The 19,592-nt window shown below is 64.8% G+C and carries 22 protein-coding genes; 7 read left to right on the forward strand and 15 right to left on the reverse strand.

Going from position 1 to position 19,592, the window contains the following annotated elements; all coding sequences use genetic code 11:
* Positions 1–25 precede the first annotated feature (25 nt).
* The 3 genes from JQ616_RS06210 to JQ616_RS06220 all read right to left on the reverse strand — a co-directional run bounded on the left by JQ616_RS06210 (position 26) and on the right by JQ616_RS06220 (position 2,910).
* Positions 26–1,294, reverse strand: coding sequence for a S1C family serine protease (locus JQ616_RS06210; RefSeq protein WP_212012986.1), 1,269 nt, complete (start codon positions 1,292–1,294; stop codon positions 26–28).
* A gap of 209 nt (positions 1,295–1,503) precedes the next feature.
* Complete coding sequence (locus JQ616_RS06215; RefSeq protein ID WP_249136547.1) at positions 1,504–1,749, reverse strand: hypothetical protein; 246 nt, start codon at positions 1,747–1,749, stop codon at positions 1,504–1,506.
* Between the two features lie 147 nt (positions 1,750–1,896).
* The gene (locus JQ616_RS06220) at positions 1,897–2,910 is read right to left on the reverse strand and encodes a 1-aminocyclopropane-1-carboxylate deaminase (protein ID WP_212012988.1); all 1,014 of its coding nucleotides are present in this window, start codon (positions 2,908–2,910) and stop codon (positions 1,897–1,899) included.
* A 161-nt stretch (positions 2,911–3,071) separates the two neighbouring features.
* Here JQ616_RS06220 and JQ616_RS06225 point away from each other — a divergent pair, with 161 nt between their 5' ends.
* The 5 genes from JQ616_RS06225 to JQ616_RS06245 all read left to right on the forward strand — a co-directional run bounded on the left by JQ616_RS06225 (position 3,072) and on the right by JQ616_RS06245 (position 7,968).
* Positions 3,072–3,536, forward strand: a complete 465-nt coding sequence (locus JQ616_RS06225; protein WP_212012989.1) for an Lrp/AsnC family transcriptional regulator — start codon at positions 3,072–3,074, stop codon at positions 3,534–3,536.
* Positions 3,537–3,680: 144 nt separating this feature from the next.
* Positions 3,681–4,655, forward strand: a complete 975-nt coding sequence (locus JQ616_RS06230) for an amidohydrolase family protein (protein ID WP_212012991.1) — start codon at positions 3,681–3,683, stop codon at positions 4,653–4,655.
* Between the two features lie 222 nt (positions 4,656–4,877).
* Entirely contained in the window at positions 4,878–6,278 is a 1,401-nt protein-coding gene (locus tag JQ616_RS06235) for a selenium-binding family protein (protein WP_212012993.1), read from the forward strand.
* 2 nt (positions 6,279–6,280) lie between these two features.
* Positions 6,281–6,955 (forward strand): hypothetical protein, encoded by a 675-nt coding sequence (locus JQ616_RS06240; protein WP_212012995.1) that lies wholly within the window; start codon positions 6,281–6,283, stop codon positions 6,953–6,955.
* 137 nt (positions 6,956–7,092) lie between these two features.
* Entirely contained in the window at positions 7,093–7,968 is an 876-nt protein-coding gene (locus tag JQ616_RS06245; protein ID WP_212012996.1) for a LysM peptidoglycan-binding domain-containing protein, read from the forward strand.
* A 23-nt stretch (positions 7,969–7,991) separates the two neighbouring features.
* On the opposite strand, the gene JQ616_RS06250 is transcribed toward JQ616_RS06245, so the two are convergent.
* Positions 7,992–8,384: a c-type cytochrome gene (locus JQ616_RS06250; protein ID WP_249136414.1), complete on the reverse strand. Its 393-nt coding sequence runs from the start codon at positions 8,382–8,384 to the stop codon at positions 7,992–7,994.
* Positions 8,385–8,532: 148 nt separating this feature from the next.
* On the opposite strand from JQ616_RS06250, the gene JQ616_RS06255 reads away from it, so the two are divergent.
* Positions 8,533–9,336 (forward strand): NAD-dependent protein deacetylase, encoded by an 804-nt coding sequence (locus tag JQ616_RS06255; RefSeq protein ID WP_212012998.1) that lies wholly within the window; start codon positions 8,533–8,535, stop codon positions 9,334–9,336.
* Between the two features lie 24 nt (positions 9,337–9,360).
* Here the strand turns inward: JQ616_RS06255 and JQ616_RS06260 are convergent, their stop codons facing one another.
* From JQ616_RS06260 to dctA, 11 genes are all read right to left on the reverse strand, one after another.
* Positions 9,361–9,657: a hypothetical protein gene (locus tag JQ616_RS06260; protein ID WP_212013000.1), complete on the reverse strand. Its 297-nt coding sequence runs from the start codon at positions 9,655–9,657 to the stop codon at positions 9,361–9,363.
* Complete coding sequence (minE, locus tag JQ616_RS06265) at positions 9,654–9,932, reverse strand: cell division topological specificity factor MinE (protein ID WP_026192121.1); 279 nt, start codon at positions 9,930–9,932, stop codon at positions 9,654–9,656. Before minE ends, JQ616_RS06260 begins: the two co-directional genes overlap by 4 nt.
* A complete protein-coding gene (gene minD / locus JQ616_RS06270) occupies positions 9,932–10,747 on the reverse strand; it encodes a septum site-determining protein MinD (RefSeq protein WP_212013002.1) in 816 nt (271 codons plus the stop codon). The genes minE and minD overlap by 1 nt, the downstream gene beginning before the upstream one ends.
* A gap of 21 nt (positions 10,748–10,768) precedes the next feature.
* Positions 10,769–11,479, reverse strand: a complete 711-nt coding sequence (gene minC, locus JQ616_RS06275; RefSeq protein WP_212013004.1) for a septum site-determining protein MinC — start codon at positions 11,477–11,479, stop codon at positions 10,769–10,771.
* Positions 11,480–11,639: 160 nt separating this feature from the next.
* Positions 11,640–12,386 (reverse strand): hypothetical protein, encoded by a 747-nt coding sequence (locus tag JQ616_RS06280; protein ID WP_212013006.1) that lies wholly within the window; start codon positions 12,384–12,386, stop codon positions 11,640–11,642.
* A gap of 75 nt (positions 12,387–12,461) precedes the next feature.
* Complete coding sequence (locus JQ616_RS06285; RefSeq protein WP_212013008.1) at positions 12,462–12,713, reverse strand: hypothetical protein; 252 nt, start codon at positions 12,711–12,713, stop codon at positions 12,462–12,464.
* Between the two features lie 47 nt (positions 12,714–12,760).
* Complete coding sequence (locus tag JQ616_RS06290) at positions 12,761–13,477, reverse strand: TetR/AcrR family transcriptional regulator (protein ID WP_249136416.1); 717 nt, start codon at positions 13,475–13,477, stop codon at positions 12,761–12,763.
* Between the two features lie 197 nt (positions 13,478–13,674).
* A complete protein-coding gene (gene pstS, locus JQ616_RS06295; RefSeq protein WP_212013010.1) occupies positions 13,675–14,685 on the reverse strand; it encodes a phosphate ABC transporter substrate-binding protein PstS in 1,011 nt (336 codons plus the stop codon).
* A gap of 189 nt (positions 14,686–14,874) precedes the next feature.
* A complete protein-coding gene (locus tag JQ616_RS06300; protein ID WP_433995956.1) occupies positions 14,875–15,852 on the reverse strand; it encodes a tripartite tricarboxylate transporter substrate-binding protein in 978 nt (325 codons plus the stop codon).
* Positions 15,853–15,897: 45 nt separating this feature from the next.
* Positions 15,898–16,827 (reverse strand): LysR substrate-binding domain-containing protein, encoded by a 930-nt coding sequence (locus tag JQ616_RS06305; protein WP_212013014.1) that lies wholly within the window; start codon positions 16,825–16,827, stop codon positions 15,898–15,900.
* 25 nt (positions 16,828–16,852) lie between these two features.
* Entirely contained in the window at positions 16,853–18,169 is a 1,317-nt protein-coding gene (dctA, locus tag JQ616_RS06310; protein WP_212013016.1) for a C4-dicarboxylate transporter DctA, read from the reverse strand.
* Positions 18,170–18,431: 262 nt separating this feature from the next.
* Here dctA and JQ616_RS06315 point away from each other — a divergent pair, with 262 nt between their 5' ends.
* A complete protein-coding gene (locus JQ616_RS06315) occupies positions 18,432–19,574 on the forward strand; it encodes an FAD-dependent monooxygenase (RefSeq protein WP_212013018.1) in 1,143 nt (380 codons plus the stop codon).
* The last annotated feature ends 18 nt before the right edge of the window (positions 19,575–19,592 follow it).

Here is a 19,592-nt window from a genome sequence, read left to right on the forward strand (position 1 = left end):
ACCTGGAGAGGCAGTAGCGGAGGTCTCACTTTCCCCGTTTCGCGTTCGCGCTCTGCTCGGTCACCGTGCAGGTGATCAACAGTGTGTAGCCGCGTGCATTCTTGGCGATGTCGGACGTCTCCTTCTTCGTCCCGTCGCGCCATTCAGCGGTCCGGTACATCACCGCGCTGTTGTCGAGGAAGTCGCGCAGCGCGCCGGTCTTGATGGCGAAGTTGATGTTTTCCGGGATCGATCCCGTGGCCCGCGCCATCCTGACCGCATCGAGCTTCGAGGCCACCACGCCGACCACGGCGCCGCCGAGATCGAACAGCGGTCCGCCGCTGTTACCGGGCTGCACCGCGGCGCTGATCTGCAAATGACGCGTGTCGTTGAGGATACCGCTCAGCGAAGAGACGATGCCCGTGGTCACGGTGAAATCGGATGTCAGCAGGCCATGATAGGGATAACCGATAGCCACGACTCCGTTGCCAACCTGAATCGCGTTCTGCCGGATGCTCGCGACATCCTTGAACGGGCTCGGCGCTTGCAGCAGCGCGAGATCGTTGGTCTCGTCGTCGGACACCAATCGCAATTTGACCGCCGCCGCGCCGCTCAGATTGCCCGTGATCTCGCTGCAACCATCGACGACATGATGGTTGGTGACGACGTGGCCACCATCGCTGACGACGAAGCCGGTGCCGGTCCCCGATCGCGCCTGCTTCGCGAGCGGCGCGTTGGGTGCCGCAGCCTGTGGCGGCGGCGGCGCGGCCGCAGGCTTTGTCGCGACCGCGAATTCCCCGGCACCGGCGACGCCGTTCTTCTTCACCGAAACCACGCAGTTGAGCAACGCGGGCAGCAATTGCCCGGTTTGATTCAGGTTGAACTGAAACAACTGTCCCTGCGCGAACGCCGTCATCTGGCGCGCCTTGCGGAACTGATTGATCAGGTTGGAGGTCACCGGCATCTCGACATTGACGAGCTGGGTGCCGAGCGGCATGCCGTAGACATTGATCGCGGGCTGGCCGTCGAAAGTCAGCGCAAGCGGAAAGGCCTCGCCCGGCGTCAGGCGCCAGCTCTCATGGGCAAAGCCGAGCCGCCAACTTCCATTCGCGGTAATCGCCACCACGAAGTAGATTCCGCTCTGGTAGGTCGAGCCGGCCGAGCAATGCGTGAACGCACCGCTCTTATCGTCGGTGAAGGCGCCGCCCTTCCAGTTGCCGACCGTGATCGAGCCGTAGGGACCGCGGGCATTTGAAGGAGTTGCAGACGCAAACAGCCACGCGGCCACAACGGCCACCCGGATCACAACTCTCATGACGCGCACTCCCCAGCCACAACCCATTTTAGGAGGCGAAGAAATTCGCCCGCAAGTGGTGCGCGGCCCGGCCTTTGGTCCTGCCACCGCGCAATACCGCTGCGGATGCAGCCATCGCCACACCCTCAGGTTACACCAGGAATGTTCCTATTATGTTCTTAAAATGTCAACCCAGACGTATTTCATCCGCGGTGCAGGCGGGTCGACCGCTACTGCGGCTCCCGCACCGAGGATTGCGCCGGCTCGTTTGGATCGCTGAACCAGTAGCGGGATGCGAGGGCGTGGACGCCGACGCCGATCAGGAAGATGCCCGCGTACAGCTCGACCGCGTGATTCATCCCCAGCAGGCGGGTGCGCAGGGCGGCGCCATGGCCCTGATAGGTCCAGAACCAATGCCCCACGGCAACGATGCCAAGGCCAAGCGCGGCGATGGCTCGGCCAGCCGCATTGATCATCCTCACGCGAAGGTCTCCCGACTCGCCCGGCCCGGACAGGATATCGAGAGAAGCTGACGCCGACCTTACTCGGGAAATGGAACGTAACTCGGGGAAATGGAACGTAGCCCGGATGGAGCGCATCCGGGCTACCAGGCGCGCGATGCCTCAGCCGTTGCGGAACGCGTAGGCGTAGCCGTTGAGCGCCGGGGCGCCACCGAGATGCGCGTAGAGCACCTTCGATCCGGCCGGGAAATAGCCCTTCTGCACCAGGTCGATCATGCCCTGCATCGATTTCCCCTCATAGACGGGATCGGTGATCATGCCTTCGAGCCGCGCGCTGAGGCGGATCGCCTCCTTGGTCTCCTCCGACGGCACGCCGTAGGCGGGATAGGCATAGTCCTCGATCAGCACGACATCATCCTCGACAATGTCGCGGCCGAGCTCGACGAGCTTGGCGGTGTTCTGCGCGATCGACAACACCTGCGCCTTGGTCTGCGCGGGCGTGAACGAACCGTCGATGCCGATCACGTTGCGCGCGCGGCCGTCGGCGGCGAAGCCGACCAGCATGCCGGCATGGGTCGAACCGGTCACGGTGCAGACCACAATGTAGTCGAACTTGACGCCGAGCTGGCGCTCCTGCGCGCGCACCTCCTCGGCGAAGCCGACATAGCCGAGCCCACCGAACTTGTGCACGGATGCGCCAGCCGGGATCGCGTAGGGCTTGCCACCCGAGGCTTTCACCTCCTCGATCGCCTGCTCCCAGCTCTTGCGGATGCCGATGTCGAAGCCTTCGTCGACCAGGCGCACATCGGCGCCCATCACGCGCGACAGCAGGATGTTGCCGACGCGGTCATAGACGGCGTCCTCGTGCGGCACCCAGCTCTCCTGCACCAGCCGGCACTTCATGCCGATCTTGGCCGCGACCGCTGCAACCATTCGGGTGTGGTTCGACTGCACGCCGCCGATCGAGACCAGCGTGTCGGCGTTGGAGGCGATCGCGTCGGGGATGATGTATTCGAGCTTGCGCAGCTTGTTGCCGCCATAGGCGAGCCCGGAATTGCAGTCCTCGCGCTTGGCATAGAGCTCGACCTTGCCGCCGAGATGCTTGGACAGCCTATCGAGCTTCTCGATGGCGGTCGGCCCGAAGGTCAGCGGGTAGCGCGCGAATTTCTCCAGCATGCTGGCATCCTCTTTGGTGGTCTGGAACGGCGGCCACACCTACCATCAGCGGTACGAAAGGTGCTCTCTAACTCCGCCCGCATATCTGCCGAAGATTGCCAGATTTGCCGCTCATGGTATGTTTTCCCTCATAAAATTGACCATTAATGAGAGATCCTTCCATGGCGGCACGACTCGACCGCATCGACCTCAAGATGTTGAGATTGCTGCAGAAGAACGGCCGGCTCAGCAATGCCGAGCTGGCCGATCAGGTCGGCGTCAGTCCCGCTACCTGCCATCGCCGGACCCAAGCGCTGTTCGACGAGGGTTATGTCAGCTGTGTCCGCGCCATGGTGGCGCCGCGCAAGCTCGGCAAGGGTACGCTGGTGATGGTCGGCGTCGTGCTCGACCGCTCGACGCCGGAGAGTTTTGCCACTTTCGAGCAGGCGGTGGCGAAACTCAAATGCGTGCTCGACTGCCACCTCGTCGCCGGTGATTTCGACTACTTCCTCAAGATCCGCGCCGGCGACGTCGACGACTTCAAGCGCATCCATGGCGACCAGCTGATCGCATTGCCCGGCGTACGCCAGACCCGCACCTTCTTCGTGATGAAGGAGGTGGTGGACAATGCGGCGCTGGAGTTTTGAGCCGAGCGCAACGCTGCGCGCGATCGGCATCGCGCTGTCGTGAAAGCGTCACCCGAAAAATCGCCACCATTCGGATCGAGGCTTCGACAAGCCGTGTGACTCCCGATGAGGGATGACGTCCGGCGGACGCGGAGCATCAAGGCCATGCGCACCATCACGCTTGAAGAGCATTTCGCCACCCCGGGCTTTCTCGATGGCCCGGGACGCGACCTCAAGGAGCAGGCACGGCAAGCCGCCGGCGGCCGCGCCGAGCGGCTGATGCGCGATCTCTGCGATCTCGGTGACGAGCGGATCGCCCAGATGGACGCAGCGGGCATCGACATGCAAGTGCTCTCGCTGACAGCGCCCGGCGTCGAGCAGCTCGAGGCCGCCGAGGCGGCGGCACTCGCGCGCGACACCAATGACGCACTGGCCGAGGCGATCGCGAAGTATCCGGAGAGATTGTCCGGCTTCGCCGCGCTGCCGATCGCGACGCCGGACGCTGCTGCCAAGGAGCTGGAACGCCGCATCAGCAGGCAGGCTTTTGCCGGCGCCGTGATCAACGGCCACCACCGCGGACGATACCTCGACGACAAATTCTTCTGGCCGGTGCTTGAGGCTGCCGAATCGCTCGGCGCGCCGATCTACCTGCATCCGACCAAGCCGCCCAAGCCGGTGATCGACGCCTCGTTCGGCGGCTTTGCGCCGATCGTCACCGACATGCTGGCGGGCCCCGGCTTCGGCTGGCACATCGAGACCGCGGTGCATGTGCTGCGCATGGTGCTCGGCGGCGTGTTCGATCGTTTCCCCGGGCTTCAGGTCGTGATCGGCCACATGGGCGAAGGCCTGCCGTTCTTCATGCAGCGGGTCGACGTGATGCCGGTCGAGCTCACCAAGCTCAAGCGCCCGGTCAGCGCCTATCTGCGCGACAATCTGCACTACACCTTCGCCGGCTTCAATTTTCCGCCGACCTTCCTCGACCTGCTGCTCGAGATCGGGGTCGCGCGCATCATGTTCTCGGCCGATCATCCGTACGGATCGATGGCCAAGGCCCGCGCATTTCTGGACCAGATTCCGGTTTCGGCCGCCGACCGCGCGCTGATCGCGCATGGCAACGCGGAGAAGCTTTTCAAGCTGTGAGCATCGCGCACGGGCCGCGCCGTAAGTGTGACTCGGCTCACGAACTCGTGGCAGAACGCCACAGCCCAGGTGCATGCGCGCGTGTTTCCGGGAGACCCGTGATGCCGTAAGCTGTCCGCAGCCAACCTCGCGTCCAGCGGAGTGCCAGGCCGACCATTCAAGCATTGCAACGCTGCGCGCGGCCCGACGTTGGCAACAAGCCGACAAAACCGGGAGGACGTCATGACGATGCGACCCGACCCCACGTTTCACGCCTCGCCAAAGCTTGCGATGGAGGCGCCGCCGGAGCAGTTCGCCTATACGCTGCTACTCAGTCCCGACTTCAAGAAACCCGACGCGCTCGCGGTAATCGACGTCAGGCCGGGCTCGAAGACCTATGGCAAGATCGTCCATACCGTCACGATGCCGAACAAGGGCGACGAATTCCACCATTTCGGCTGGAACGCCTGCTCCTCCGCACTGTCTCCGCTCACCGGACACGCCTTCATCGAGCGGCGCTTTCTCATCATCCCCGGGCTGCGATCGTCACGCATCTACATCATCGACACCAAGCCTTCGCCGCTCGAGGCGAAGATCCACAAGATCATCGAGCCGGAGGAAGTGTTCAAGAAGACCGGCTACTCGCGGCCGCACACCATTCATTGCGGGCCGGAAGGCGTTTATGTCTCCACCCTCGGCGGCAGCGGCAAGGACGGCACGCAAGGCCCGCCCGGCATCTTCATCATGGATTGCGAGACCTTCGACGTGCTCGGCCGCTGGGAGATCGACCGCGGGCCGCAGACGCTGCACTATGATTTCTGGTGGAATTTGCCGCGCGACTACATGGTGTCGAGCGAGTGGGCGCTGCCGCCGCAATTCGAGAACGGCATCGTGGCCGAGGACCTGCTGGCGAACAAATACGGTCACCGGCTGCATTTCTGGGATCTGCGGGCGCGGCGCAACGTGCAGACCATCGACCTCGGCGCCAATCACCAGATGGCGCTCGAGGTCAGGCCAGCGCATGATCCGATCCGCGAATACGGCTTCGTCGGCGTCGTCGTCGACACCACCAACCTTGAAGCCTCGATCTGGACCTGGTGGCGCGAGGGCGGAAAATTCCACGCCGAGAAGACCGCGGTCATCCCGCCCGAGCCGGCGCCGAAGGAGAAGCTGCCGCCGCTGTTGCAGGGGTTCGGCGCCGTGCCGCCGCTGGTGACCGATATCGACCTGTCGATGGACGACCGCTTCCTCTACGTCTCCTGCTGGGGCACCGGCGAAATGCGCCAATACGACGTCCGCGATCCGCGGAAGCCGAAGCTCGCAGGTTCGGTGCATATCGGCGGCATCGCCCGCCGCACGCCGCATCCGAACGGCAAGGCGTTTGCCGGCGGCCCGCAGATGGTCGAGATCAGCCGCGACGGCAAGCGGGTGTACTGGACCAACTCGCTTTATTCGACCTGGGACGACCAGTTCTATCCCGACGGCATGCCTGGCGCCGAGGTCATGGCCAATGTCGGCGCAAACGGCGGGCTGGAACTCGCCAAGGACTATTTCGTCGACTTCCCCGAGGGCTATCGCCCGCACCAAATCCGCCTTGAGGGCGGAGACTGTTCGACGGATTCGTTCTGCTACCCGTCGGTCTGAAATTGAGCGGCGTCGATCCGACGGCCGTCTGGCTGTGGCTCGCGATTATCGCAAGCGGCCTCTATCACGGAATCAATCCGGGCATGGGCTGGCCGCTCGCGGTCTCTGCGGGCCTGATGGACAAATCCCAGCGCGCCGTCGTCGGCGCGCTGCTGCCGCTGTCGGCGGGCCATCTCGCAGCTATGCTGCTCGTGCTGCTGCCGTTCGCACTGTTGATCGCGCTGGTGGAATGGCAACGCCCGATCCAGGTCGCGGCCGGCATCATCGTCATCGGCTTCGGCCTGATGCGCCTCGTCGATCGCCGTCACCCGCGCGCCCTCGCGCGGATACCGCCGGCCAGATTGGCACTCTGGTCGTTCGCGGTGGCGATTGCACATGGTGCAGGCCTGATGCTGCTGCCGATCTATCTCGGCCTCTGCGCGACATCATCAGCGCCTGACGGCCACACGGCCGCAGCGCGTGTGATCGACCAGAATCTTGCGATGGCGCTGCTGGTCGCGCTGGTCCACACCGCCGCCATGCTCGGTGCCGGCGGCCTGCTGGCATGGCTGGTCTATCGCTATCTCGGCGTCAAGTTCGTTGCCAGGAGCTGGTTCAACCTGGAAACGGTCTGGGCGGTCAGCCTGGTTCTTGTGGGCGTTGCAGCACTCGCCATCAATGTCGCGGAGTGGCGGTGAGCTGGCGGCACAGCCGGGCTGCCCCGGCGGAGTAATCCTTTCATCCGACTTGATGGTCAGCGCAAATCGGCGCAGTCTCTCCCGGAATCCCCACAGGACAGGGTCGCGCGCGGAGGCGCGGGGACATTCATCCGTGGATGACAATCATGAATGTCGCGGCGGTGAGACTGGTCATACCGTTGCTGGCACTTGCCGCCGGCGGCGCAGCAGCGTTCATTTTCGGCATTCACCAAACCCGGCAAATTCTCGGCGTAAGCACGCAATTGATGGCGACGGCGCCATCCGCGCCGGCGATCCCCGCGCAGGACCAGCACAACACTACACCGGCGAAGGCACAAACCGAGACAGCGGCCCTGACCGACGCGCTCGCAGGACCGGCGCCGGCACCTGGCAGCGACGCGGTGCCGGAGTTCGACGTCGTCAACATCGAGCCGACTGGCGAGACCGTTGTCGCGGGCCGGGCGCTACCCGGCGCGACGGTGGAATTGCTGCGCAATGGAGAGGTGCACGATCGTGCAGTGGCGGATCAGTCTGGCCAGTTCGTCATGGTCCCGCGTCCGCTTCCGCCGGGAAATTACGACCTGACACTGCGCATGACGCGTGACGGCAAGCAGGTGACCTCGAAGCAGAGCGTGGCAGTTGCGCTCGAAGCTGCTGCAAGAGAGCGACCGATGGTGGCGCTGATGGCGCCGGACAAGGCGATCCGCGTGTTGTCGCAACCTGCGACCACGGCGCCGGCGGCCGGAAAGACGGCTGTCGATGCCGTCACATCGACCGCATCGATCCCGGCGCCCGCGGCGGCGACCACCGCCGCATCGAACTCGCCCTCTGTCGTGACCGCGCCGAAAGGCATGATGACCACTGTGTCCCGCGGCGACAGTTTGTGGCGACTCAGCCAGCGCGCATTCGGTGCCGGACAGCGCTACGCGGTGATCTATCGGGCAAACATGCAGCGTATCCGCAATCCCAACCTGATCTATCCAGGTCAGGTCTTCGTCGTGCCGGCTAAATAATAAGGCCGGCATTCCTCCGACAGTCACTTCCCGGGGGATTTCAGGAAGGCCACGATCGCTGCGCGATCCTCGGGTGAACGGACGCCGGTGTACGGCTTCATGCCGTTACCCGACACCACGGCTTCGGGATCCTCGATGAAGCGCAGCAACGTGCGCTCATCCCAGACGATGCCGGATGATTTCATCGCCTCCGAGTAGGGAAAGTTCGCGACCGATCCGGCCTTCCGGCCGATGATGTTGTGCAGGTTCGGGCCGACACGGTTGTCAGCTTCCTTGACGGTGTGGCAGGTGCGGCAGGAATTGTTGAACGCCTGCTCGCCGGATACGCCCGCATCCTGGCCATGCGATGGCGACAATGCCAAGGACATCGCCAAGGACATCAACCCGCAAACGACGACGATGAATCCAGGTCGCATCGATCACTCCGCCGCCAATTGCACCAGGCAGCTACCCGCAACAGCGGTCCCTTGTGCCATGCCGTCAACGCAGAGGCGGCGTGAAAGGTCCTCCCGCAACAGGCCCCACATCTGGCGCAAGCGTGCGCGCCGCACTAGATGTGCCCGCATGCAGCACCCCGCCCTCGAGGATTTCGTCGCCGGCCACCAGCGCCTGTTTGTCCTGACCGGGGCCGGCTGCAGCACCAATTCGGGCATTCCCGATTACCGCGACAGCGACGGCAACTGGAAGCGGACGCGGCCGGTCACCATCCAGGCATTTCTGGGCGAGGCCGCGACGCGACAGCGCTACTGGGCGCGCAGCATGGTGGGCTGGCGCCGGTTCGGCCGCGCCATGCCGAATGGCGCGCATCGCGCGCTCGCGAAGCTCGAACAGCAAGGCCGCTGCGAGCTGCTGTTGACCCAGAACGTCGACCGGCTGCACCAGGCCGCGGGCAGCCAGCATGTGATCGACCTGCACGGCCGGCTCGATGTGGTGCGCTGCCTCGGCTGCGGCGCGACGATGCCGCGTGAGCAGTTCCAGGGTGAACTGGCGCGGCAGAATCCGGCCTGGCTCGCGTTCGATGCCGCTGACGCGCCCGACGGCGACGCCGATCTCGAACAGGATTTTTCATCATTCGCGGTGCCGGCCTGCACGGCCTGCGGCGGCGTGCTGAAGCCTGACGTGGTGTTCTTCGGCGAGAACGTGCCGCGCGATACGGTCGCCTCCGCGCAGGCGCATCTCGAGCAGGCCGACGCGCTTCTCGTCGTCGGCTCCTCGCTGATGGTCTATTCCGGCTTTCGCTTCGTCCGGATGGCGGAGCAGCGCGGCCTGCCAATCGCCGCCGTCAATCTCGGCCGCACCCGCGCCGACGATTTGCTCACGCTCAAGGTCGAGGCCCCTTGCGAGGCCGCGCTGTCGTTCATGCTTTAGGTTGGCGCCCGCTCGCCTGTGCGCTCACGCGCGGTGGCGCGGCGCCTTGGCCATCGGCATGTTGGCGTTCCAGTGCGTCCAGCTGACGCTGGCGAGGCTGCCGAGATCCGTCGCCAGCGGGCGACGGGTGCGGCGCTCGTACTCGGCGATGCAGCGGCCTGATTCGCCGATCTTGCGCTGCAATTCGTCGATCGTCATCTGCGTGGCGCGGCCGCAATTGGCCTTGCCGAGCTGATCGACCTCGATCGCCTTCAACGCCGCGCGCAGCTTCTTGAGCTGCGCGCGCTGCCAGGCGATGTGACTATCGCTGTCTACCGTCATGTGGCCGCCACCATCTTTGATCGTTGCACGCCATTGGGAACCTCGATGTCGACCTCGAGCATCGAGACGAACTTGCCCCGGTCCATCCGGACCACGACCTTGTCGGGATCGACGTCGATGTGCTTGGAGACCACGCTCAGGATTTCCGAGCGGAGCGTCTCCAGCAGGTCGGGTGCGCCGGTCCGGCCGCGCTCATGCGAAAGCAGGATTTGCAACCGCTCCCGCGCGACGGGCGCCGATGCGGCGCGGCCGCCGAACAGCCGCATTACGTTCATCATGCCGCCCTCCGTCGCAGCAGCCGATCCATCAGACCCTTACGCTCGACCGGCACGGTCATCTCCACCGCTTCGCCCATCAGGCGCCGCACCGCGTCGGTATAGGCCTTCGCCGGCGCGCTGCCTGCAGCGTTCAGCGTCACCGGGCAGCCGACATTGGAAGCGCGCAGCACGTCCTGGCTCTCCGGGACGATACCGAGCAGCGGCGTGGCAAGGATCTCCAGGATGTCGTCGATCGACAGCATCTCGCCGCGGGCGGCGCGGCCGGCATCGTAGCGGGTGACCAGAAGATGCTTCTCGACCCGCTCGCCGCGCTCGGCACGAGCGGTCTTGGAGTCCAGCATGCCGATGATGCGGTCGGAGTCGCGCACCGACGACACTTCCGGATTGGTGACGATGATGGCCTCGTCGGCATAGCGCATCGCAAGCGTCGCGCCGCGTTCGATACCGGCCGGGCTGTCGCACAGGATCCAGTCGAACTTGGTCTTGAGGTCGGCGATCACGCGCTTGACGCCCTCTTCGGTCAGCGCGTCCTTGTCGCGGGTCTGCGACGCCGGCAGCAGCCAGAGGTTCTCCAGCCGCTTGTCGCGGATCAGCGCCTGCGGCAGCTTGGCGACGCCCTGCACCACATTGATGAGGTCGAACACCACGCGCCGCTCCGCGCCCATCACGAGGTCGAGGTTACGCAGGCCGACGTCGAAATCGATGACGACGACGTTCTGGCCCATTTGCGCGAGTGCCGCGCCCAATGCAGCAGTAGAGGTCGTCTTGCCGACCCCGCCCTTCCCAGACGTCACGACCAAAACCTTGGCCATTCTCTCTCTCCTTGTAGTCGATCAATTCAATGGTGTGATGCGCAGCATTTCGCCCTCGAGCCACGCCTGGGCGGGCCGATGGCGCAGACTGTCAGCGATGTCATCTGCGGTCTGGTAGTAGCCGTCGATGGCGAGCAGCTCGGCCTCGATCTTCTGACAGAAGATCCGGGCCGCCGAATTGCCGTTGATGCCGGCCATGGCGCGGCCGCGCAGCGTGCCGTAGACGTGGATCGAGCCGCCGGCGACGATCTCCGCGCCGGAACCGACCGAACCAAGCACAGTGACGTCGCCCTCGGCGAATACGATCGACTGGCCGGAACGGACCGGGCTCTCGAGCAGCAGCGACGGCAGCTTGCTCTTGTCCTTGTCTTTGTCCTTCGCCGGCGGCGCCTTGGGCTCGACATGGGTGATCGCGCAGGCGCGGCCGCCGGTCAAAAGCGGCGGCATGTTGGCGCCGAGCTTCGATTCGTCGACGCCTTCAATGCCGAGAATCCGGATGTTGCGTTCACCGAGGCTGCCGATCAGATGCGCGATCGCGGCCTGGCTGAGGTCGACCGACGCGAGGTCGAGCACCACGGGCTTGCCGGTAAAAAAGCCCGGCGATTTCGCCAGCGTCGCGTCGATCTCGGCGAGCCACGACACGACAGGCACGACCGGCGAGAAAACGAACGCAACGTACGAACGGCCGCGCATGCGGACCTGCTGACGTGCGACCTGTTGAGTTGCGTCCATCGCCCCTGACTCGGTTGTCTTGTCGAATGGTTAACAATCGACCCGCATGGTTAACCGAAGGTTAACGGAGGGGGGTGTTTTCACGGATTTACCGTGACGGCATCGCGGGACCTCACCTCGCAAGGAACGGGGAGAGCGGGCACAGATCCGTGCGTGGCGCCTATCTGTGGGCCTGACCGCGGGACTGCTGCGACAATTGCCGCAGGAAATCATTGGTGTCCTTTGTCAGACCGTTGCTTTGGGTCTGATACCCGCCGGAATTACTGACCGGTGGTGGGGACGTAAGCGCCTGGGTGGCATGCTGGCGCGGAAACAGCAGGGCGACGACAAGCCCGATTACCGCTACGGCAAATGCGACGTTGACGCTGATGGCAAGGACGTCCGGCTTACCGGGCTGCGCCGACGGAACGGGCGCCGCGGGCAACAGACTGGCCTGATCCGGCGAAGGCACCGCCGCGATGACCGGATCGGGCGCAGTTGCGGGGACGGCCGGCTGGCCGGGACCACTTGCCGCCTCAACTTCCGGATTCGGCGATGCCTTGCCGGGCACACTGCCCGCAACGATCAGCAGCACGAGATTGACGACCGCCGAAACAAGGCCCACCGCGCCAGTCAGCGTTTCGAACTGGGCAGGCGGTAGTTTGTTTGCGATCGCGTAGCCGACGATTCCGAGCGGGATCACCAGCATGGTCCCGATCAGGAACGATGCGCCGATCCATCCGGACCACCCGATATTCCTGAACCGGCGCGCGAGCAGACGCGCCAGCCAAAGGACAGCGACAGTGTCAAGCGCACTGACTCCGGTGATGCCTGCTCTGCCAGCAAGCGACAATGCCACATGCGCAATGACCAAAGGGACAGCCCAGGTCCAGAAGACCTCGCGGTCGACAGTCTCGGGAAATTTCATCGTCCGTCCTGCCCCTGCCGCCGTGCGAGCGGCGGCAATGCCCTCCACTACCTTTACGGGAATGAGCGCTGACGATCAACGCCGCGCTGATGGCGATCGTTCTGCCTGCACGGAAGCATCGAACACCGCGCGGCATGACGGGCTGAGCTGCTCGACCTGGGCGGCCATGCAATCCCTGATGCGGCCGCGATCCGGAATGTAGGCGCCGCACAGGCGCACGGCGTCGCCCATGCAGGCCTGACGCTGCATCGATTCGTTCGGTCCGGACTGGGCCACAGCGGGCGCAATGGTTGCGGCAAGAAGCACGAGGGCAAGGCGAAGTTTCATGGATCACTCTTTCACTGGCGGTTGAAATGTCGGGTCGCGACGGGATGTCACGACTGCGGCGTGCGGCCGTTGCCGGCCGCGGGCTCGGCGTCGGCTTGCGACGGCGGAAGGTGCAGAAGCGTTGCGATCGTGGTGTCGAGCAGCTGGGTCCAGGCGGTTTCCGCATCGATCTCCGGCGCGATCCGGCCGAGCAGCATCGGAAACGATGGCGGCTGGTTGAGCGCGGCATTGAGCAGCGCGAAGAACAGCGCCGGATGGCTGCTGCGGACGATGCCGGCATCGATGCCGGCCTGGAAAAGCTCGCGCGCCGACTCATACGCCGGACGCAGCAGCTTCTCGGTCACGAGCGTCGCGCGCTCGGGGCTCTCGGCGCCGCGCCGAACCACGAAATTGCGGACCTCCGGATGCGCTGCGTAGAACGTCGCGACGCGGATGATCAGCGCGCGCAGCCGATCGTCGAGCGAACGGCTGCCGTCGTGGGCGATCGCATGCACCTCGGCCATCGCGGGCACGGCAAGCGTCACGATGCGGTCGAGGCAGGCCTCCCACAGCGCGGCCTTGTTACCGAAATGAACGCGCACGAGATTCGGCGCGACGCCCGCCGCCGCCGCGACACTGCGCAGGTCCGCGCCGTCGAAGCCGAGATTTGCGAAGGCCTCGGTCGCCGCGATCAGCAGCGCCTGACGACCGTCGGGCATGTCCTTGCTGCGGCGTCCTTTGGGCCGGGAGGCCGGCAGCGCGGCGGTAGTCTTGGTCTCAATCATCGCTCACCAAATATGTTCATACGAACATATAAACTGATAGGACCGCACTTCAAGCCTGGAAGACGATCAAAAAAAGCAGCAAATTCAAACCAATAGCGAAGATGCCGAGAACGTGAGCTTGGCGACCAGCGGCCAAAAAAAGCCGGCGTCAATCGACGCCGGCTTCATCCCGTTGAGCGAATCCGAAACGGAGCGGCTCAGCTCTTGACGTCGGCAGCCCAGGTCTTCTCGATCTGCTTCACGACGCTGTCGGGCATCGGGATGTAGTCGAGCTCCTCGGCGCTCTTGGCGCCCTTCTCGAAGGCGAACTTGAAGAACTTGAGCGCTTCCTTCGCCGCCGCCTTGTCGCTCGCATCCTTGTGCAACAGGATGAAGGTCGAGGCGACGATCGGCCAGGACTTGTCGCCGGGCTGGTCGGTCAGGATCAGGTAGTAGCCGGGCGCGTTGGTCCAGTCGGCGTTCGAGGCGGCAGCCTGGAACGCTTCGTTGGTCGGCTGGATGGTCTTGCCGGCCTTGTTGACCAGCGCGGTGTAGGTCAGCTTGTTCTGCTTGGCATAGGCATACTCGACATAGCCGATCGAGTTCTTGGCCTGCGCGATGTTGCCGGCGACGCCTTCATTGCCCTTGGCGCCGACGCCAACCGGCCATTCGACCGCAGTGCCGGAACCGATCTTGCTCTTCCAGTCCGGGCTGACCTTGCTCAGATAGTCGGTGAAGTTGAAGGTCGTTCCCGAACCGTCGGCGCGATGCACGACCGAGATCGCCTCGGACGGCAGCTTGGCCTTCGGGTTGAGCTTCTTGATCGCCGCATCATCCCACTTGGTGATCTTGCCGAGGAAGATGTCGGCGAGCGTCGGACCATCGAGAACCAGATCGCCGGCCTTCACGCCCTCGAGGTTCACCACCGGAACGATCGCGCCCATGATCATCGGCCACTGCGCGAGACCATCCTTCTGCAACTGATCGGACTTCAGCGGCGCGTCGGTCGCGCCGAAGGTCACGGTGTTGGCTTCGATCTGCTTGATGCCGGCACCCGAACCGATCGACTGGTAGTTCACGCCACTGCCCGAATCCTTCTTGTAGGCGTCGGCCCATTTGGAGAGGACGGGGAAGATGAAGGTCGAACCGGCACCGGTGATGTCGGCTGCGAAGCTCGGCGTCGCCATGGCCACCAGACTGGCGGCCAGGATTGTCTTGACGAATTTCATGTTGATCTCCGTGAAAACGCGAGAGGTCTCGCGCGCGCTGCACTCGTTAGCGGCGGCACCGTTTTTTCGAACGCCGATGACGATGGGATGACAGAGGCGCCTGACCTTCGGCCTACGCCAAAAGTTCGAAACGGCAGGGGATACCGCCGATCGCAGTTCCCTGGAGTTCGATGCGCGTCGCGCTGGAACCTATTCCGCCTTGATGTTCGCCGACTTGACGATCGGCCACCACTTCTCGACCTCGGCCGCTTGATGCGCGCGCAGCGCAGCGGGGCTCTGCTTGTCCGGCGGCGGAATTTCCTGACCAAGCTCGGCGAAGCGTTGCCGCACGGCGGGCTCGGCGAGCGCCGTCATCACGGCCTTCGACAGAACAGCCACGATATCATCGGGCGTGCCCTTCGGCGCCCAGATGCCGTGCCAATAGGCGATGGTGAGACCCGGCAATCCGGCCTCATCGACGGTTGGAATCTCGGGCGCCGATGCAAGCCGCGACGACTGCGTCACCGCAAACGCCTTCACGGTGCCGCTCTTCACCTGCGGCAGCGAGTTGGAGGCCTGATCGAACATGATGTCGATATGCCCGGCCATCAGATCGTTCAGCGCGGGACCGGCACCGCGATACGGCACGAAGGAGAAGTTCGTATTCGTCAGCTGCTGGAAGAACACGCCCGCAACATGCGCGCCCGATCCCGGGCCGGCGGTGCCCGCCGTCGCCTTGTCGCCATTGGCCTTGAGCCAGGCGATCAGCTCCTTCAGATTGTTCGCCGGCAGATCGGGCCGCCCGATGATCAGCTGCGGTCCGCTGGCGATCAGCGCGACCGGTGCGAATTCGCGCACGTCATATTGCAGCTGATAGATCGCGCCGTTGAGGCAATGCGTGCCCCAATGCCCGATCGTGATCGTGCTGCCGTCCGGCGCCGCGCGCGAGGCGCGCAGGCCGGCGACGGTGCCGGAGGCGCCCGTGACGTTCTCGATGATGACGGGATGGCCGACCGTGTTGCGCATATATTCGGCGAGGATCCGCGCCAGCACGTCGGTCGGTCCGCCGGCGGCGAACGGCACAATCATGGTGATCGGGCGCGCCATGGTTTCGGCGCGCGCACCGAGCAATGCAAGCGGCAGCGTCGCCGCACCGAGCGCGAGTTGCAGGAATGGCCGGCGAGACATGTTGGGCATGCGCGTTCCCCCTGATGCTGTCATAGAGCCGCTTGCCTAGAAGCTCCAGCCCTTCGACGTGCCCCAGTCCATCATGAATTGCTCGGTCTCGCGTCCGGCATCGGCGAGCCATGCGGTGAAGTCCGCGATCGCGCCGGCGCTTTCATTGTCGGCGAGATAGAACGAGCGATACTCGCGCTTGCGCAGACCGAGATCACCGAACGGCAGGCAGAGCTGGCCCGCCATCAGTTCGTCGATCACCAGGAACAGTGGAAACAGCCCGATGCCGATGCGCTCGATGGTCGCCTGGAGCGCGAAGAACATCTGCTCGAACCGCAGCGTCTCCTGGTCCGCGCTCATCTCGCCGCCGGCCTGCGCCAGCCAACGCGGCCAGTCATAAGGCTCGGTCAGATAGGTGATGAGGGTGTGTTGCCGCAGGTCGTCGGGGGTGGCGAGGCGGCCGCGGCTCAGCAGGTCGACATGGCAGACCGGCGCGATCAGCTCGGTCATGAAGTGCTGCGACATCCAGCCGACGGGCTCGCCGACATTGCCGCGGATCGCGACGTCGAATGAACGGTCATTGACGTTGAGCGGACCGATCGAGGTCAACAGCCGCAGCTCGACATCGGCGCGCATGCGCTGGAATGAAGCGATGCGGCGGATCAGCCAGCGCATCGCAAATGTCGGCGGCGCGCTGACGCGCAGCACCGACGGCGAGCCGTAGGCTTTCATGTCCATCGAGGCCAGCGCCAGCCGATCGAGGATCGCCGTGACCTCGCGATAATAGATCTGCCCGGCCGCGGTCAGCGTGAGTTGCGAAGGCGCGCGGCGAAACAGCTTGACGCCGAACCAGTCCTCGAGAAGCGCGACCTGACGGCTGACGGCGCCGTGGGTGACGAGCAGCTCTTCAGCGGCCTTGGTGAAGCTGACATGCCGCGCAGCCGCTTCGAATGTCCGCACCGCGTTGAGCGGTGGCAACTTTCTCATGATCCTGTCGCGTCTCCGGATGGCATCAGGAGGATAGCGTGGCGGCGTCCGGATTGTCGAGGGCACGGACGAACTGCGCACGGTCGAGGTCGCCTTCCCAGCACGCCACCACCACCGTCGCGACCGCCGTGCCGATGAAATTGGTCAGTGCACGCGCTTCCGACATGAAGCGGTCGATGCCGAGCAGCAGCGCAATGCTTGCCACCGGAACGTGACCGATCGAGCCCAGCGTCGCGGCGAGCACGATGAAGCCGCTGCCCGGCACCGCGGCCGCCCCCTTCGACGTCAGCAGGCAGACCACCACGAGACCGACCTGCTGCATGAGCGACATCGGCGTGTCGGTGGCCTGGGCGAGGAACACGGCGGCCATGGTCAGATAGATGCAGGTGCCGTCGAGATTGAAGGTGTAGCCGGTCGGGATCACGAGGCCGACGGTCGATTCCGCGCAGCCGGCGGCCTTCATCTTGTCGATGAAGCGCGGCATCACCGATTCCGAACCCGACAAGCCGAGCACCAGCAGCAGCTCTTCGCGGAGATAACGGATCAGCTTGAAGATGCTGAAGCCAGCAAGACGCGACACGATGCCGAGTCCGACGATCACGAACAGCACGCAGGTGAGATAGAACACCAGCATGAAGTGCGACAGCGCGACGATCGAGCCGACGCCGTATTTTCCGATGGTGAAGGCCATGGCGCCGAACGCGCCGATCGGCGCGATCCGCATGATCATGCCGATCAGGATGAACAGAATCTTCGACAGCTTCTCGATCGCCACCAGCACCGGCTTGCCGCCCTCGCCATAGCGTTGCAGGGCGATGCCGAACAGCACCGCGAAGAACAGAACCTGGAGCGTGTCGCCGCTGGTGAACGCACCGCCGACCGTCGAGGGGATGACGTTCATCAGGAAGCCGACCACAGTCTGGTCGTGCGACTGGGTGACGTAGGAGGCAACGAGGCGGGAATCCAGCGAGTCCGCCGAGACGTGCATGCCGGCGCCAGGCCGCGCCAGGTTGATCACGATCAGGCCGATGATCAGCGCGGCGGTCGTGGCGACCTCGAAATAGATGATTGTCTTGAGCCCGATCCGACCGGCCTTGCGCATGTCGCCGAGGCTCGCAATGCCGTGTACCACGGTGAGGAAGACGATCGGCGCGATCGCCATCTTGATCATCTTGATCAGGGCGTCGCCGAGTGGCTTCAGCGCCGCGCCGACATCCGGCCAGAGGTAGCCGACCAGCACGCCCAACGCGATGCCGATCAGCACCTGGACATAGAGACGCGCATGCCAGGGCGCTGCGGCAACGTCGAGACGGGCGGCACCGTCATTGGTGATGGTGGACATGGGCGGCGATCCTCTGGAGTCTTGATGTTGGCCGCGCCGTCGGTGGATGCACCGCTGCAACAGCGGCGCGACGTTGGCGGGCGATTGCGCCGAGCGCAAACGAGTTAAGCTCAGGCAGCGTGACCTCAGCTCACAGGCCGGTACCGACCGCGTGAGCCCACCTCACGCTCCGTCAGCATTACTCGTTTGCGGATGCCACCCGCTTTGGCGGACAAAAGCGGGGAAGCCGGTCGTCAACCGGCGCGAGCTGTGAGGAACGACAATGAGCAGACTTTCGGTTGCGGTGATCGGCGCCGGCATGGGTGGACTGGCCTCCGCCGCGGCGCTGAGCCGCGCAGGTGTCGATGTGACGGTTTACGAGCAGGCCCAGCGCTTCACCCGGCTCGGCGCCGGGATCCAGATCGGCTGCAACGCCATGAAGGTGATGCGGGCCTGGGACCTCGAGCCGGTGCTGCGCCGCGCGGCGTTCTATCCGCGCTCCTGGAACAACAAGGAATACGACACCGGCGAGGTGCGCTTCGACATGGTGTTCGGCCCCGCAGCCGAAGAGCGCTATGGCGCACCCTATCTGCTTGGGCATCGCGGCGACCTGCATGCGGCGCTCGCCAGCGCCGTGCCGGAGAATCTCCTCCGTCTCGACCACAAGCTGACCGCGATCGAACAGCGCGCGGACCGTTCGGTGGCACTGACCTTCGCCAACGGCCGCACGGCGACGGTCGATGCCGTGGTCGCCGCCGATGGCGTGCATTCCTTCGTCAAGGAGCAGCTGTTCGGCCGTGATGAGCCGAACTTCACCGGCCGCATCGCCTATCGCACGGTGTTTCCAGCATCGCTGCTCAACGGCTACCCGATCGACGACTGCACCAAATGGTGGGGGCCGGATCGCCATATCGTCATCTATTACGTCAAGCCGGACCGAAGCGAGGTCTACTTCGTGACCAGCCAGCCGGAGCCTGGCTTCACGGTGGAATCCTGGTCGGCCACCGGCGACATCAACGAATTGCGCAAGGCGTTCGAAGGCTTCCATCCGCAGGTCCGCGCGGTGCTGGAGGCCTGTCCGTCGGTGCACAAATGGGCGCTGGTCGACCGCGATCCGCTGCCGCGCTGGAGCGAGGGCAACATCGCGCTGCTCGGCGACGCCTGTCATCCGATGACGCCCTACATGGCGCAGGGCGCGGCGATGGCGATCGAGGACGCGGCGGTGCTGTCGCGCTGCCTTGCGGGCGTCGATCGCGACGGCGTCACCGATGCCTTCCGCCGCTTCGAGGCCACGCGCAAGCCCCGAACCTCGCGCGTACAGGCGAGTTCGCGAACCAACACCTGGCTCAAGAGCCCGACCGACCCGGACTGGGTCTACGGCTACGACGCCTGGAACACGCCGCTCGCCGAGCCGGCGCTGGCCTGACCACACTTCAACAGGAGA

This window comes from Bradyrhizobium tropiciagri (assembly GCF_018130545.1).
GTDB classification, from domain to species: Bacteria; Pseudomonadota; Alphaproteobacteria; order Rhizobiales; family Xanthobacteraceae; genus Bradyrhizobium; species Bradyrhizobium tropiciagri_A.